At 41.7% G+C, this 16,664-nt stretch carries 12 protein-coding genes; 3 read left to right on the top strand and 9 right to left on the bottom strand.

All coding sequences use genetic code 11. The features are described from left to right. Positions 1-12 precede the first annotated feature (12 nt). Positions 13-2,304: a 5-methyltetrahydropteroyltriglutamate--homocysteine S-methyltransferase gene (gene metE, locus FTT87_RS08200; RefSeq protein WP_180174674.1), complete on the top strand. Its 2,292-nt coding sequence runs from the start codon at positions 13-15 to the stop codon at positions 2,302-2,304. A 65-nt stretch (positions 2,305-2,369) separates the two neighbouring features. Here the strand turns inward: metE and FTT87_RS08195 are convergent, their stop codons facing one another. From FTT87_RS08195 to hrpA, 7 genes are all read right to left on the bottom strand, one after another. Beyond that, complete coding sequence (locus tag FTT87_RS08195; RefSeq protein ID WP_180174673.1) at positions 2,370-2,732, bottom strand: hypothetical protein; 363 nt, start codon at positions 2,730-2,732, stop codon at positions 2,370-2,372. A gap of 301 nt (positions 2,733-3,033) precedes the next feature. Further along, positions 3,034-4,017 carry an ion transporter gene (locus tag FTT87_RS08190; RefSeq protein ID WP_180174672.1) on the bottom strand — a complete coding sequence of 328 codons (984 nt, stop codon included), beginning with the start codon at positions 4,015-4,017 and terminating at the stop codon, positions 3,034-3,036. 110 nt (positions 4,018-4,127) lie between these two features. After that, positions 4,128-5,843, bottom strand: a complete 1,716-nt coding sequence (locus FTT87_RS08185) for an AAA family ATPase (protein ID WP_180174671.1) — start codon at positions 5,841-5,843, stop codon at positions 4,128-4,130. An 88-nt stretch (positions 5,844-5,931) separates the two neighbouring features. Then, on the bottom strand, positions 5,932-7,938 hold the full coding sequence (locus FTT87_RS08180; RefSeq protein ID WP_180174670.1) for a hypothetical protein: 2,007 nt from the start codon (positions 7,936-7,938) through the stop codon (positions 5,932-5,934). A 181-nt stretch (positions 7,939-8,119) separates the two neighbouring features. Further along, the gene (locus FTT87_RS08175) at positions 8,120-8,878 is read right to left on the bottom strand and encodes a lysophospholipid acyltransferase family protein (RefSeq protein ID WP_180174669.1); all 759 of its coding nucleotides are present in this window, start codon (positions 8,876-8,878) and stop codon (positions 8,120-8,122) included. 11 nt (positions 8,879-8,889) lie between these two features. Next, positions 8,890-9,999: a beta-ketoacyl-ACP synthase III gene (locus tag FTT87_RS08170; protein ID WP_086195508.1), complete on the bottom strand. Its 1,110-nt coding sequence runs from the start codon at positions 9,997-9,999 to the stop codon at positions 8,890-8,892. A 28-nt stretch (positions 10,000-10,027) separates the two neighbouring features. Beyond that, positions 10,028-13,849 (bottom strand): ATP-dependent RNA helicase HrpA, encoded by a 3,822-nt coding sequence (gene hrpA / locus FTT87_RS08165; protein WP_218954200.1) that lies wholly within the window; start codon positions 13,847-13,849, stop codon positions 10,028-10,030. A 550-nt stretch (positions 13,850-14,399) separates the two neighbouring features. On the opposite strand from hrpA, the gene ahpC reads away from it, so the two are divergent. Both ahpC and FTT87_RS08155 read left to right on the top strand, forming a co-directional pair. Further along, positions 14,400-14,963, top strand: coding sequence for an alkyl hydroperoxide reductase subunit C (ahpC, locus tag FTT87_RS08160; RefSeq protein ID WP_166168833.1), 564 nt, complete (start codon positions 14,400-14,402; stop codon positions 14,961-14,963). A gap of 382 nt (positions 14,964-15,345) precedes the next feature. Beyond that, complete coding sequence (locus FTT87_RS08155) at positions 15,346-15,552, top strand: KTSC domain-containing protein (RefSeq protein WP_180174667.1); 207 nt, start codon at positions 15,346-15,348, stop codon at positions 15,550-15,552. A 48-nt stretch (positions 15,553-15,600) separates the two neighbouring features. On the opposite strand, the gene FTT87_RS08150 is transcribed toward FTT87_RS08155, so the two are convergent. Then, positions 15,601-16,191 (bottom strand): O-methyltransferase, encoded by a 591-nt coding sequence (locus FTT87_RS08150; protein WP_086195512.1) that lies wholly within the window; start codon positions 16,189-16,191, stop codon positions 15,601-15,603. A gap of 62 nt (positions 16,192-16,253) precedes the next feature. After that, on the bottom strand, positions 16,254-16,475 hold the full coding sequence (locus FTT87_RS08145) for a DUF1653 domain-containing protein (protein WP_180174666.1): 222 nt from the start codon (positions 16,473-16,475) through the stop codon (positions 16,254-16,256). Positions 16,476-16,664: the final 189 nt, after the last annotated feature.

Here is a 16,664-nt window from a genome sequence, read left to right as displayed (position 1 = left end):
CCTGGAAATATCATGACTTTAACTACACATATTTTGGGCTACCCACGCATTGGTGCAAAACGTCAACTTAAATTTGCAGAAGAAAGCTATTGGAAAGGTGAAATAACTCAAGCAGAATTTTTAGCAAAAGCCCAAGCGCTAGAAGCAAGTAACTGGCAAGCACAAATAGATGCCGGCTTATCTTTGGTGACTGTGGGTGACTTTGTATTTTATGACAGTATTTTAACCCATGCCGTGCGTTTAGGGATAATTCCAGCCCGCTTTAAAGAAGCTGAAAAGCTAAATCAAGTTGATCAACAGTTCTATTTGGCACGGGGTCGTGCACCCCACTGCACCGATGTTGCTGCACTAGAAATGACCAAATGGTTTGACACCAACTACCACTACTTAGTACCTGAATTAAATTCAGCACAACAGTTTAAAGCTGATTTTTCTGATTTACTGGCGCAAGTCGATCGCGCCAAGGCATTGAATCAACCGCTTAAAGTGGTACTCCCTGGTTTAGTCAGCTTTCTGTATTTATCCCGTATTGTCGATGCAAATACAGCAGAAGCTGAAAAACATGCCTGTGAATGTGGAAATGATCATGCTGACATAAGCGCAGATCAGGCAAATTTAAAATTTGTAGATGCATTGCTGCCAATTTACGCAGCATTATTCGATGAACTCGAAGCACGCGGCGTAGAATATGTACAGGTCGATGAACCGGCTTTAGTACTTGATCTTGCACCAGAATGGCAAGCTGCATTTGAACAGGTTTATCATCTGTTACAACGTCATGATTGTTTAAAATTGATTGTGGCAAGTTATTTTGAAACTCTAGGTACCAATTTAAATCTTGCTGTCAATCTTCCAGTTGCAGGCTTACACATTGACATTACCCGTGAAAAAGTGGGTGAGTTTTTCTGGAAAAAAGTCATTGACCAATTACCCACACACAAAATCTTGTCTTTGGGCTTAATCAACGGTCGTAGTGTTTGGGCAAGTGACCTAGTGGCCCTGAATGATATTGTTCAAACAGCACAAAAATCTTTAGGTGAGCGTTTATGGCTTGCTACGGGCTGTTCATTGCTGCACGTGCCGGTTGATCTGCGTTCTGAAACTATTCCTGCTGAAGTAGACGGCAAACTTGCTTTTGCCCGCCAAAAACTAGAGGAGCTTGTCGCCTTAGCAAACGGTCACATTTATGCAAATGAAAAACTTTCTAAAGCTGTGGATGCACCATTTGATTTAGTGGCCCAATCTCGCCAAGCACCGTTTGAAATTCGTTTCAAGGCCCAACAAGAAAAGCTGAAGTTGCCTTTGATCCCGACCACGACCATCGGTTCATTCCCACAAACTGCTGAAATTCGTGCAGCACGTGCAGCCTGGAATAACGGAAATTTGACCAACGATGCCTATGAAGCAGCAATGAAAAAAGAAATCGCATATGCGATTCAACAGCAAGAAGAACTTGGTCTAGATGTTCTGGTACATGGTGAAGCCGAACGTACCGACATGGTTGAATACTTTGCAGGTCTGCTGGACGGCTTCTGGTTATCCAAGTTTGGTTGGGTTCAGTCTTACGGTAGTCGCTGTGTTCGCCCGCCAATCATCGTGGGGGATATCACTCGTCCAAATGCCATGACAGTGAAATGGATTGAGTATGCCAATACCTTATCTGACAAGATTGTCAAAGGCATGTTGACCGGCCCGGTTACTATTCTAAACTGGTCATTCCCTCCTGCGCATCGGACTCGTCGTGAAGTATGTTTACAGCTGGCTGAAGCAATCCGTCAGGAAGTCTCTGATCTGCAAGATGCTGGTGTCGAAATTATCCAGATTGATGAAGCGGCATTCCGTGAAGGTTTACCCCTGCGTAAAGCCGATCAGGCTGAATACTGGGATTGGGCGGTAAAATCGTTCAAACACTGTTCAAGCAGCGCACGTGTGGATACGCAAATTCATACCCACATGTGTTATTCAGACTTTAAAGACTGCCTGCCACAAATCACAGCGATGGATGCAGATGTCATCACGATTGAAACTTCCCGTTCAGGTTTACAGCTGTTAGACGTGTTCCACGAGCAAGGTTATCCCAATGCAGTTGGTCCAGGTGTGTATGACATTCACAGTCCACGTACCCCTACCAGTGACAACATGCGTACCGTGATTGATGGTGCATTAAAAACCATCCCTGCTGAACGTTTATGGGTCAATCCGGACTGCGGCTTAAAAACACGTGGTTGGGCTGAGACGAAAATAGCACTGGCAACGCTAGTGAAAATGGCCAAAGAAGTACGTAAAGAGCTGCAAGCCGCATAATCCAGATCGCACAATAAAAATAGCTCTTTTATCGGAGCTATTTTTAGCATCCAATTCAGGATGAACTAACTAAAATTATAATATTGTCCTGTACTAAAATCATACAGCGTTATGGTCGAGCCAGAAATGGTAATTTCGTAGTAACTTGAGTTGCCATAATGATAACCTTCGTATTTTTTTATGCCTTTCTTTTTTAAACTGATAAATTCACTATGTCCATAATCATACAGGTTAAATTCCCGGCCGGTGTTTCGCCCCTCAAAAACGGCTGATCGCTGATAATCATAAAGTTTAGCTTCATGCGTATTTACATTACCGCTGATTTGAGGATAGCTGCTGAGTTCATAGTCATAAATATTTAACTTATGATTGCCGAATTCCAGCTTGGCCACCACCAAAGCCAAAGCCGCTCGCTGATACTGTCGCATATATTTTCCCTTTTCATTTTTATTCTTTTTCGTCAGTCAAAAAATCATCCTATTTTTTCAACTTTAAAACTGATACAGATTATTGTTATTCACAAATAACATAACAAATTATTTTTCTAACTCAAAGTGATGATTTTTTGCGAAGCTCCCTTTTAGTCAACTCCATGAACTGCTACGCTTAACATCCACCTTTAAATCTGGCATAGACACCTGAAACCTGCAACCTACCCCAATAAATCACTCATCATTCACCCAAGCTTCATTTTCAATTTCATGGAAAAGTTTAGGCATGGTTATATGCTTAATCTGGTAATTTTTTTCCGCAATGTGGGCAATAGGCATATTGCTCGCGTTCTTGCTTCAATGCTTCTTCCCGCTGTTCACGCAGCAACTGGAAAATAATATTGCGCGTTTGCTCTGAAGTGAGTCCCACCTCTTTACGCATACTTTCTATTTTTTCCTGATCATTGAATAGATCAATTTCAGAACTTTGCAATAACTCTCTAAATTTTAATTCCAGATTCTGCTTACGCTGCTCCAGTTCATAGGTCAGGCCAGTTGCCAAGATACCTGCCGGTAAAGCGGCCAGCCCTACACCCAAAATGGTAATAATTGCGCCCAAAAAACGCCCCAAAGGAGTAATCGGCGTCACATCTCCATAACCCACAGTGGTCAGCGTTACTACCGCCCACCACATCGATGCTGGAATTGAAGTAAACACCTCAGGTTGAGCTTTACTTTCGACCACGTAAATACAGGCGGCAGCCATCACAATCATGATGCTTAAAATAAAGAGAACCGCCTGAAAAGACCCTTTTTCACGTTCAATCACGCGCAATAGAATTTGTAGGGAGACAAAATAACGTGTCAATTTTAACAGTCGCATGAGCCGTAAAATTCTCAGGAAGCGTAAATCAATCGGCACCCAGAAATTAATATAAGCCGGCAAGATGGCAAATAAATCAATGATTGCTGCACCACTTTTGACCCAGTTCAGGCGATTCTTCCAGGCACTGTAAAATGGATTTTCTTCGGCAACTGACCAAAAACGGAGTAAATATTCAAGCGAAAAAATGGAGATAGAAAAATATTCGAAAAAATCGAAAAATGCCGCATAGGATTGATACACATAATTTACCGACTCCAATAATATGGCTGCCGCATTGCCCAGGATCAGTAAAATTAAAAAATAGTTAATCGTCCGACTAAACCTGGTTTCGTAGTCTTCATTATGTAAGTTGTTATAAACGAATCTTCTTAGTGTATACCACGTGCTAAATGCCATAGCCGTACATATTGTAATTTAAAGGCTGTAGTTTAACCCAAGTTGGAAAAGATGTAATGCGTGACAAGCCAAGAAGCCCTCATCACGCATTCATTTTACTTTACTTCAATTTATTCAACAAAAAGCAAAGCTAAACGTACTTGGTCATAGCCCATACGTGGACTGGTCGCTTCTACAATCGGACGCAGCTTAATTGCACCATCCTCACTAAAGTTTTCAGGACTTTGACGTTTCATCAAGCGTTTATAAATTTTACGCACCTGTTCCACCACTTCATCCCCCGGATGAGCCACGGAAATGTCCAAGCCCTGCTCTTTATGTAATTTCGCCAAATGATTGATAATGGTCGCAGGAGTCAAGCCACGCTCAACGGCAATATCCTGAATTTCATAACCCTCTTCAAACAATTCACGAGTTTCATCCAGCGTGGCTGTCGCATAATTGGTTTTGCCGCCACTTTTGGCAATTTTCTTCTCGTTACGCTGAATTTCAGCTTCATTCAAGGTGCCACCGCAGTGACGGATAAACGCTTTATGCTGCGGTGTTAAATCAATCAGTTGGAAGTGATTTTCCGCTTCTTCCGACAGCTCCTGAAAACGGCGATCAGCCTTGATGGCCAGACTGTCCAATTCCAAAGCCTGTTCATTCATACCCAGCAGCTTTAAGCCACTTAATGCTTTTAAACGCGACAACGCCACATAACCCTGACCTTTCTCAAAGGTATGGGCCAGATTAATCTCGGCTGCTTCCAGCGTCATGCCTTGTGACTTATGAATAGTAATGGCCCAAGCCAGACGTAATGGAATCTGCTGAAAACTGGCAATAGTTTTACCGGCATCGTTATCGACTGACCAGGTTTCAGGTTCCACCAGCAGTACCGTACCATCGGTTAATTTTACTTTTGGCAAAATGCCATATTCATCATCTTCTTCAAAGCCAATGACCTCACCCAGACTACCGTTGATATAGCCCATATCAAAGTTGTTTTTGACAAACATGACTTTGGCATTTTTCTTTAAGGTCAAATTTTCCGGTGCACGAACGGAAGATTTTAAAGTTTCAATCAGCTTGTCATTGCCATCACAGATGGCGTCAAACTGCTTGCTTTCGGCATCAATAGCATTGAGATGCTTAAAGTTGATGCTATCCACATCCATATTGTGGGTATATAAACGGGTAAAGGTTTCTCCCACATTCTGCTGGCGGGTCTGCTCCAAAGCCTGAAGATGTTCGGCACTTATACTCTGGTTGCGAATGGCATTTAAAATATCATTTAAATAGTCATTACCCTGACGGTGCTGCTCGGTCAGATAACAGACCCGAAATTTGGCTTCCACCCATGCATCCGACATAAAACAGAATTTATCCCGGTTACGTTCTTCATTCTTACCTACCGGTGGCAACTGGAAAAAATCGCCAGCAACGATGACCTGAATCCCGCCAAAGGCTTCATCGCTTTCTTTAAAATATTTTAAAACCTGATTGACCAGATTCAGCTGCTTGGCATGCAGCATGGAAATTTCATCAATAATCAGTACCTGGGCATTTTCTAAATGCTCTTTAAGGTACTTGCGCTCTTTCATGTTTTTCAGGTCAGCATCGGATAAAAAATCCTTGATGCCGATTCCCGCCCAAGTATGAATGGTCATGCCATTCATATGCGTTGCAGCAATTCCAGTTGATGCCGTAATCGCCACAGGTACCTTACGGGCTTTTAAATAATTGATGTACTGATTGAGTGTATAGGTTTTCCCTGCACCAGCCGAACCTGTTAAAAAGACATTTTCGCCCGCTTTCAAAAGCTTGAGTGCAGTTTCTTGTTTCATAAGACCTATAACCGTAAATTAACGGCTATAGCCTACCGATTTTTTCCCTAAAAGTTAAGCCCAGAAAAAAGTTTAGCGACAGCCACTGTCACTTAAACGGCGCAAACTGCTGGTTTAACCAGGAGATAAATTGCAGCGCGATATTGACAAAAAGATATTCGGTTTTTTTATTATGCGGATATTCCAGCTGGTCATAGATCAGCTGACCTTCGCGCAGGTAGCAGCCTAAGGTCATATGCAGCTTGCCGGTTTGCGAAACCATATGAAAAGCCACATACTCTCTTTCCATAATCCGCTGTGCATAGCTTGCCGCCAGACAATTCTGACATCTCTGCGACTCTTCAATAAGACGGTCCAGATCTGTCAATTCTTCAAAGCTCCAGCTGGAAAAGTGCATGAATTTTTCCGGCATCACAGCTTGCCAGACCGACACCGCATGATTTTTCCTGAGCTGGCTGATAATTTCCCGCTTCTGGATGTGATTATGCCAATCCGTGGCCTGATGATAAAACCAGATCCAGCTGGTATTTTTCGCTACAGGCTTATTATCCTTAAAAAATTCAACCAGATAATCTCGCACATAGGAGTCGAACACCGACACCCGGATATTTCGACCACGCAGATAAAAAATCTGCCGGAACTCATCCTGCCGCATTTTGTAGTGCTGCAATACGCTATAAAATTCGCGATTCTGATGGGTTTCAGGTCGGATATAAGCCATTAAATCATTGCCGAAACCCCAGGTTATTTTGTGCAGGTATAACATATAGGCCTGCATCACTCGACTTAAACGCACATAGATTTTCTTGACTGTTTGCTCATTGCCTTGTGTGACATTGCGCATTAAGTCCATCCATTCATCCAGATACAAAATGGAAGGACTGATAGCAATGCGATGGTCTTCCAGAGACTGGCTCTGTCCTTTAAGCATCATACTCTGATTATATTCATGCTCAAACCAGGCTTCCTGCAGGGCAAAATAATGACAGCTATGAATAAACATGCGTGCTGAACAATGCTGAAAGTACTGTAAAGTTGCCAGAATGACCTGGGGGTGAACCTGACTGCTATCGATAAAACTGAATGCCGTGACTGCTACCCGGACACTGCTGTGCTGAATATTACGGCTCAGCCAGTCCAGAACCTCGGCAGACTGTTTAAACAGCCAGTTTACCACTCGCGGATAATCAAATAACGGCAATTTTGCAACTTTCTTTTGCCAGACCACAGTCGAGCCATGCAGAAAATTATGTTTTGAGAGTAAATTATCACGCTGCCAGAGTTCACGCCGCATTAAACGCACAAAGCCAAGCAAGGCAGGTTGTTCCTGGGCATGCCGATAGAGCAAATGGATATCATCCTGATGTTCCATTAACTCATGCAAGTTAAAACGCTCTTCAAATGAAAGTGCCATAATGCGGTACATGGCCACAGGTAAAAACTGCGCAGCGCTAAAACAAAACTCATCCAGCGCTTCCATTAAAGGCTGCAAGGGTAAAAATTCATCTCCATACACCTTTTGAATAGAACACATCTCTTGTAAAAACTGGATGAGCGTTTCAGGCAATGCGGTTTTATTCATCACATAATCTGTCAAAACAGCAAAAGAATAGATATTGGCTTTAATCATCAGCTGATCAATAATTTCAGCTTCAAGCAATGAAAGATTTTTCAGATAGGCTCGCACCCGTTCCGCACCATGCACCCACAGATACAGCTGATCAAGCAAGAGCTGTCGCAGCTGCTGGGCTTTTTGACGCAGATACAAAGAATGTTGCGGCTTTAAATCATTGGTGAGAAAGTACAGATCATGAAGGATAAACTCTTCCAGTAGTTCAGCTTTTTGTCCAAGATAAGTAAAATCACCATGCAAAATGCTTTTCTGCGCAGAGTCAGGGGCATAAAATTGTAACTGAAACAGACCATTGGCCACTTGTACCGTATGCCATTCCTGATCAATACGAAACATATTTTGTGCATTCAGCCCACCGACAATATTGAGCTGATGTTGAAGAATGTCATTTAGACTTTTAGAAATTCTGAGTAACTGTTTCGCAATCCCTTGATATTGCGGTACTAAACGATCCTGTTCCATACTCGCCTCAAATTGAATAATCATCCTAAGATGAATTTAATCATGTTAATCATATAGTAATCTAGTAAAGATACTGTATGCTGAGTTCAAAATTTAAGCAAATTTGCCTGATCAATTGCTAAAACCCAATCACTGCTTCATCCATTTATACTTGTGGAAATGAAATACAGGCCAAACCTAGTCAAACTTTTCTGTGGTCACGTTGTCGTTTTAAATCGTCTAAACCTGCATAAATTTGCTGCTGAATCTGATCACGAAAATCTTTTAATTGTTCCGTATTTTTGATATGCATCAAGCTTTGTCGCGGCATAAATTGAAAATAAAAAGGCAGACGCTTCGGAATGATACTTTTAGGCAAGGATGGAATGACATCACCATGACGCAACAATTTATCCAGTTGCGGCAACTTTAACAATTTTTGAAACCACGCGCTTTCAATAATCCGATTGGCATCGAATCCCAGCTCAAAAACTTCATCGCCGCCTAAAGCCGCAAAAGGGACAATATCATAGTTAAATTCTTGCGCGAGTTTTAGAAAACCATAACGCTGTTTCCAGATCAGTTGATAAGCTTCGCCCTTTCTTTTTAAAACTTCCCGCCCGCCTCCGGGAAAGACCAGAATCGAATAACCTTGCTGCATCGCTGCACGAATATAGGCTTTTTCACCATCGACAGCACCGAATTTCTTAAACAGGGTACGCCAGCCAGGCAAATAAAAATGGCCATGATCAGCAACACTGACCACAGCCACTTGATGATGATTATATAAATAATCAATCAGAATCGGGGAATCAAATATCCCATATAGGGTGTGATTCCCGACATACATTGCAGGTTTGGCAGCATCAATCTGTTCAGCCCCTAAAAAGGTTGGGGTGAAATACAGTTTGGACAACGCACTGAGGCATTTAATCCATCTGGCATCATGCTTAACCTGCAATAGATGATTCCTTATGCTACAACGTGTTTTTGCACCAGAACCGAGCCAACAGAATAACCCGCACCGAATGAACAAAGCAGACCATATTCACCATCATTCACTTCATGTGCAGTACGGTGTAATGCAATGATCACACCTGCAGAAGAGGTATTGGCAAATTCATCCAGAATAATAGGTACTAGCGCACGGTCAGCATCTTTACCGACTACATATTTCAAGATCAAGTCATTCATGCTGGCATTGGCTTGGTGTAACCAGAAACGTTTCACATTGCTTGGTGCAATGTTATTTTTCTCCAGCTGTTTGGTAATGATTTTTGCAACCAGCGGACACACTTCTTTAAACACTTTACGACCGTCCTGACGGAACAGTTTGTCATCTACAACTGCATCTTCACTACGATTTAAATAACCGAAGTTGTTACGGATATTGTTAGAAAATTGCGTAAACAAATGCGTATCTAAAATGTCAAAACCAGTTTTAGTAGTCGTATCTTCAATAATCGATGCTGTCGCTACATCACCAAAAATAAAGTGGCAGTCACGTGAACGGAAATCAGTATGACCAGACGTAATTTCTACATTGACCAATAATACACGACGTGCACCGCTTCTGATTGCATCCGCAGCCTGTTTTAAACCAAAGGTTGCAGCAGAACAGGCAACGTTCATGTCATAGGCATAGCCTTGAATGCCCAAAGCGGTTTGGATTTCAATTGAAACAGCCGGATAAGCACGCTGGATGTTTGAACATGAAAGAATCACAACGTCGATATCTTCAGCTGTAACCCCGGCATTTTCCATCGCCTGTTTAGCAGCAATCACACCCCATTCGGCTTGAATGGAAAGTTCATCATTGCTACGTTCACGTAAACGCGGATATAGACGCTTCGGATCAAGGATACCTGACTTTTCAGCAACATAGCGACTTTTAACACCGGATGCTTTTTCAATAAATTCTGCATCTGAACCGCGACGCGCTTCAATCTCACCCGCTGCAATTTTGTCCGCGTTGTCGTGGTTAAACTGTTCCACATAAGCATTTAAACTTGCAACCAATTCATCATTGCTAATGGATTCTTCTGGATGATAAAGACCGGTACCGGTAATACGAATGCCCATGTAAAACTCCCGTTAATTTTGCGCTCTGTTAATTAATGCCCAATTGATTCCATACTTTTTGCAGGCGGGTTGGAGAAACCGGCATTTTTGTTTTCATTGGTTGTGAAAACAGGGAAATACGAAATTCTTCGACCATAAAGTACAAATCTTTCAGGCGAGCGTCATTTTTAAACTTAAACAATTTTTCCATCCATGGGTCAACTTGCTCAATGGCAGAATTATCCCTTTGCAGGTTATTTGGCAAGCGTTCTAAACGCAAGACCAAAGCCTTTAAATAGCGTGGAAACTCCTGCCATATATCAAAAGATTTGACATACACACAGTTGGAAAGACTCATTAAATCAAGCTGATCCTCAAGATCATCAATATTTTTTCCAAAGATAGAATCGTCTAAAACCAACAATTTTCGACGAATATCCTGCCATTGAATATAAATATCGCTCAGTATAGATAATGCCACTTGACCATGCGTTAGGAAAGATTTTTTTACATTTAAAAGCAAGTTTTGAAACTCTTCAGCATTGACAGGAAGCTCATTTATTGTCATCTGAAGGGTGGCATAAACCAACATTTGCTCCAGCTGAGCCTTATCGCCCAAAGGTGAATAAGCCAAAGCCAGCGGTTTGGAAATCTGTTTTTTCAGCTGGCGTACCAGATCGCCGAGCTGCATATAGACCAGACGAATGATCCCTTCCCGGTGCTGTTTAATCGCTTCAGCCTGATCATTAAAGGTCTGAATCACCACACCAGATTCATCTTTGGCATCTAGTTCTGCAAATGCTTTGGTCGGTACCAGCGCCTGATATTGCTTTACGACAACACCGGTCACCTTTTGTGAAGCTTCAAAAGTGAAATTTTCCGGGAAAACTTTAAATTCGCCTTTGAGCTGCTTGACCGGACTATGTGTTTCGGTACGGCAACGTGCTTTCAGTTCGGGCAGATCACGACCTTTTTCAATCACCCGACCTTTTTCATCAATCACTTTAATCAACGGCAGCAAATACTGCTCGATCCGTTCAAAGGAAAAGTCTTTTTCGCTAATTTGTTCGCCGCGTAGTTGAAAGGCCAAAAACTTGAAAATATGTTCACGCAAATTGACTGCATCTATTGCTTTCATCAGTTTGCGTGCAGTATCCGGAATCGGCACCAGATTGCGGCGCTTGTCTTTAGGCAAGGATTTCAATAAGGCTTCAATCAAGTCCTCACGCCAGCCGGGTATGCCCCATGACCAGATACCTTCATCGACCTGTGGCAAGGCCTGTAGCGGGATTTTAACCGTCGCTCCATCTTCATCATGGCTGGGATCAAAACGGTAGCTCGTTGCCAGACGCAAAGCACCATTATGCAAATAATCCGGAAATTGCTGGGTAGTCGGACGGTCATTCATCCACAGCACATCATCTTCGACAAATAAATAGCGCGGATTTTGCGGCTCAACCGTCGCACGCCAGTCTTCAAAACTACGGCGGCTCGCCACTTCTGGCGGTACTTTCTCGGCATAAAACTGATAGATGGTTTCTTCATCCACCACCAGATCACGACGACGTAGCTTATCTTCCACCCGTTCCACTTCTTCCAGCTTAAGTAAATTATGCTTTAAGAATGGCGGTGTAATACCAAGATTACCGGTAGTCAAGGCATCACGCAGGAAGATTTCGTGTGCCGCAGCCTGATCGACTTTCTCATAGTTCATCAAACGCTTTGGCTCAATAATCAGGCCAAACAGGGAAATCTGGTCATACGCATTGACGATACCGGCTTTTTTCGACCAGTGCGGCTCAAAATAATGATGTTTCAGTAAGTCACGCGCAGCCAGCAGAATCCATTCCGGTTCAATCTTGGCCAAAGTCCGCAAATACACCTGAGAGGTTTCCACCATCTCAAAAGCCATCACCCACGGCGTATTGGTTTTATGCAAAGTCGATGCCGGGAAAATACGGGCTTTTTGCTGACGAACGGCCATAAACACATTGCGTTCATCGGTCTTATTGGCAATAAACGAAAGCAAACCGGTCAATAAGGCACGGTGCAAGTTTTCATAACTGGCTTTTTTATCATTAAAGGAAAGCTTTAAGCCTTGCGCCAATTCCGTCAACTGTTCATGGGTTTTCTTCCATTCGCGTAAACGTAACCAGCTTAAAAAATGCTGCCGTGCAAAATTACGACGCTTGTTCTCATTCATCGAGGCACGGTTAGCTTGCAAGGTTTCCCATAACTTGATGTAGAACAAAAAGTCAGAGTCACCTTCTTTAAACAAGGCATGCTTCTGGTCAGCTTGCATCTGTTTATCGGCCGGACGTTCTCGTGGATCCTGTACAGCCAAAGCTGCGACAATAACCAGGACTTCATTGAGCACACCAAAATGCGCACCGCCTAAAATCATCCGTGCCAGACGCGGGTCGATTGGCATTTTTGCCATTTGCTGACCGATTTTTGTCAGTTCTGATTTCTTCTCGTTTAAAGCACCCAGTTCAATCAACAACTTACGGCCATCATTAACCAAGCGATGATCTGGTGGCTCAATAAAGTCAAAACTTTCCAGATCACCCAGATTTAAACTCTGCATCTGTAAAATAACCGATGCCAGGTTGGTTCGTTTAATCTCTGGTTCGGTAAATTCAGGACGGCTTTGGAAATCTTCCTCACTATACAGCCGGATACAAACACCAGGCGCAATACGGCCACAGCGGCCTTTACGCTGGTTGGCAGCCGCCTGTGATACTGCCTCAATCGGTAAACGCTGCACCCGTGAACGGTAGCTATAACGTGAAATACGGGCAAAACCGCTGTCGATTACATAACGGATATTGGGTACAGTTAAGGCCGTTTCAGCCACGTTGGTGGCGATAATAATACGTCGTCCACCACCGCCAGGATTGAAAATCTTTTGCTGCTCTGCAATAGCTAAACGCGCATATAAAGGCAAAATTTCGGTATGCCGTGGACCATGCTTTTGCAGGGTTTCCTGCAATTCACGAATTTCCTGTTCGGTACTGGCAAAAATCAGAATATCGGCATGTTCAGGATGGCCTTTTTGCTGTGCATCGGCAAAACATTCTTCTACCGCTTGTACCACTGCACGCGGCAAGTTTTCTTCAAAGTCATCAAACTCGTCGTCATCACTACCGCCAATACTCATTTCTGAAATTGGACGATAACGCACTTCTACCGGATAACTGCGCCCTTCCACTTCAAAAACAGGTGCTCCGTTAAAGTAGTTACTAAAACGGTTTACATCTAAGGTTGCGGAAGTAATGATGACTTTTAAATCTTTACGGCGTGGTAGAAGCTGCTTTAAATAGCCCATGATGAAGTCGATGTTCAATGAACGTTCATGCGCTTCATCAATAATAATGGTGTCGTATTTCGTGAGGTAACGGTCATTGGCCAGTTCAGCCAGTAAAATACCGTCCGTCATCAAACGAACTATCGAGTCTTGCGAACCCTGTTCGTTAAAACGAATTTTAAAACCGATGGATTCACCCAGCTTCTCACCCACTTCTTCGGCAATACGCTGCGATACGCTACGCGCAGCCAGTCGACGCGGTTGGGTATGACCAATCATTCCGGTTAAACCGCGACCGGCCAACATGGCAATTTGTGGTAATTGCGTGGTTTTACCTGAACCGGTTTCCCCTGCCACAATAATCACCTGGTGTTGTTGAATCGCTTCAATCAACTTGTCTTTATATTGGGTAACAGGCAGGTCTTGATTGAGTTTGATGTTCGGAACACGGGACAGGCGCTCACGCACTTTATGATTCGATTTTTCTAATAATTCTTGATATTGTTTTTCGTTGGCATCTTTACCTTTGCGTAGTCGATTTAAACGATGACGGTCACGTGCCATGACCCATTGATCTACATTTAAATGACTTAACACAGATAATTTATCCCAAAACAAAAAATTGAACTGAATATTTTACGCTGTAACGCCGCAGAGAGAAAGACAGGCAAATATTTATTCATGGCATTTGAGGTAAAGAATATTCAAAAGCATGGAAAATAGATCATCAACCACGCTAAAATCCGCCACATATAACAAGAGTTACACTATTCACCATCTTTAATGATGTTCACACACCTCTTCTGATCACCATTACTCAGCCTAAAAATGATTCGAGCGTCAAAAATAAATTTAATTTAAAAAAATTTACCCTTGAATTTTAGGTCTCAAGCCTTCATGTTGTTAGGCAAGCTGAAAAACTGATATTTTGTCATTCAATAATCATCTTTAAATGATTGAATAGATAAAAAATCAGATTTGGTGGAATTGTAGACTTTATATTAGTTAATTCGGTTTTTCCGATTTCAATAATGTAAAAATACTGTTTCAGCAATAAGAAAAAATTCGCTATCCTTTTGGAAATCAAATACAAACCTCAATCATGGAGACAATGATGAGCTTAATTAATACTGAAGTTAAACCATTTAAAGCAACTGCATTCCAAAACGGTCAATTTATTGAAGTGACTGAAGCTGATCTTAAAGGCAAATGGTCTGTTGTATTCTTCTACCCAGCTGACTTTACTTTCGTTTGCCCAACTGAATTGGGTGACCTTGCTGACAACTACGCTGAATTCAAAAAATTAGGCGTTGAAATCTATTCAGTTTCTACTGACACTCACTTCACGCACAAAGCTTGGCATGATTCTTCAGAAGAAATCAAAAAAATTGAATATGTAATGGTTGGCGATCCAACTTGGACTCTAGCTAAAAACTTTGACGTATTAATCGAAGCTGCTGGTCTTGCTGACCGTGGTACTTTCGTTATCGATCCTGAAGGCAAAATCCAGATCGTTGAAATCAACGCTGGTGGTGTTGGCCGTGATGCTCAAGAACTTCTTCGTAAAGTTAAAGCAGCTCAATACGTTCATGCTCACCCAGGTGAAGTTTGCCCAGCTAAATGGAAAGAAGGCGACGCTACTCTAGCTCCTTCAATCGACCTAGTAGGTAAAATCTAATCTCTATTTAGATTGAACTGATGTAAAAACCACGCTCTTTTGCGTGGTTTTTTACATTTTGAATAAAACACTGTTTTCAAATACCTTTAACTTTTGGTATGTCCTATATTGTCAACATAACAGAATTTATATTTTTTACTTCAATAATAAAAAGCTGAATAGCGTATACAACTCTATTTTTCAATACAAAATGTATCTATCTATAATTCATCAATTTAATATATTTATTTCTATTATATTTTGTCAATTTTTATTGTAATGTAAGTCTTATACAGGTTTGTGACGAATGTTTTACAAGGCTGCTCTACAGCGCATAACCTCTATAGCTTAACGTCAAATGACAGACAAAATCTGTGAAACATAATATAAAAAAGGAGTGCTTATGGGATCAATACTTACTGTAACTTCCTATACTTACAGTTCTTCATCACGTTATCTTAAAATTTTTTATAACAATGGTTCAGCAGAACTGTACCATCCAGTTCCGGAATTTATTTATAACAACATGCTCCGATGTCATGACAAGGCCGCTTTTGTACATAAATATTTAGAATATGACTTACATTTTACTCGCATTTCCATGACTTGAATGATCAGGGCTCTGCCCTGATTCACAGATATTTTTATTCATACAAATTTATTTATAGCAAAGCATCAACAGACCTGAGCCAATCGATAAAGTCATACTCATAAAACGTTCATCACTTTTCACCAGTGCAATAAATTGCTGAACTTCTGCTGCATGTGATATGACGTTGTCGACAAACATGACGCCATTTTTAGGATGCAGCATATGCGGCAAATACTGCCAGTAATCCATATAGGCATCCCGTTCAGCATCCAACAAAATAAAGTCATATTGCTGTTCGGCCTTTTCAAGAAAACTTTGTGCATCCCCTACCCAGAAATCAATCACTTCACTCAATTGTAGTTCATTGGCATATTGCTGAGCTTGCTGGCTACGTGCCGGATCAATTTCCAAAGTAGTGACATGACCTTGTGAAGTCTGTGCCGCATTCGCCAGCCATAAAGTCGAATAACCTGTTGAAGTGCCAATCTCCAAAATATTTTTAGATTGTTGGATGCGCACTTGCATGGCTAAAAATAATGCAGAATCCGGTTCTATATTTCGATAACGCTGAATACGGTCTTTTTGTAAGGCATCAAATTTAATAAAACTTTGATGCAACTCTTGCATTCGCTTTTGGAATGTTTCACTCATGCTCATCACAGCTATTCCTGTCTTGTTATTCTGTTGAGTCTAGCGTTTATCAATGTCGTTAATCTAGTTCATGAAGTTGCTTGAATTAATTTAAATCGTGGAACAACTGTACCATTATCGAGTATGACCATTTCCTGAAACATTTCCAGGGGACGTACCCACATTGAATAATCGCCATACAAACATTGATATACCACCAATTTATCAGCTGTTTCACTATGGGTAGCTACATGAAAAACCTGATATAACTTGCCTTTGTAGTGTTGATAAATCCCTGCTTTGAGTTGCATTTTTATGACCTTGTTAAAACATAGGGTCATCATAATCAAAATTACCCAGAAGTATGCAACAATTTCTCTGTACACGACAAATTTCACAGAACTCTTATCCTATCAGGCATCTGCCTTCTTAAAATTGCCAGAATTTCCTTAAACTCTTCTTTTTTCCCAAAACCAATTAAACGCTGAATCGCCATTTGA

Origin of the sequence: Acinetobacter sp. YH01022, assembly GCF_013420235.1 — a bacterium.
Taxonomy (GTDB): domain Bacteria; phylum Pseudomonadota; class Gammaproteobacteria; order Pseudomonadales; family Moraxellaceae; genus Acinetobacter.
This window is presented reverse-complemented; position numbering and strand designations above follow the sequence as displayed.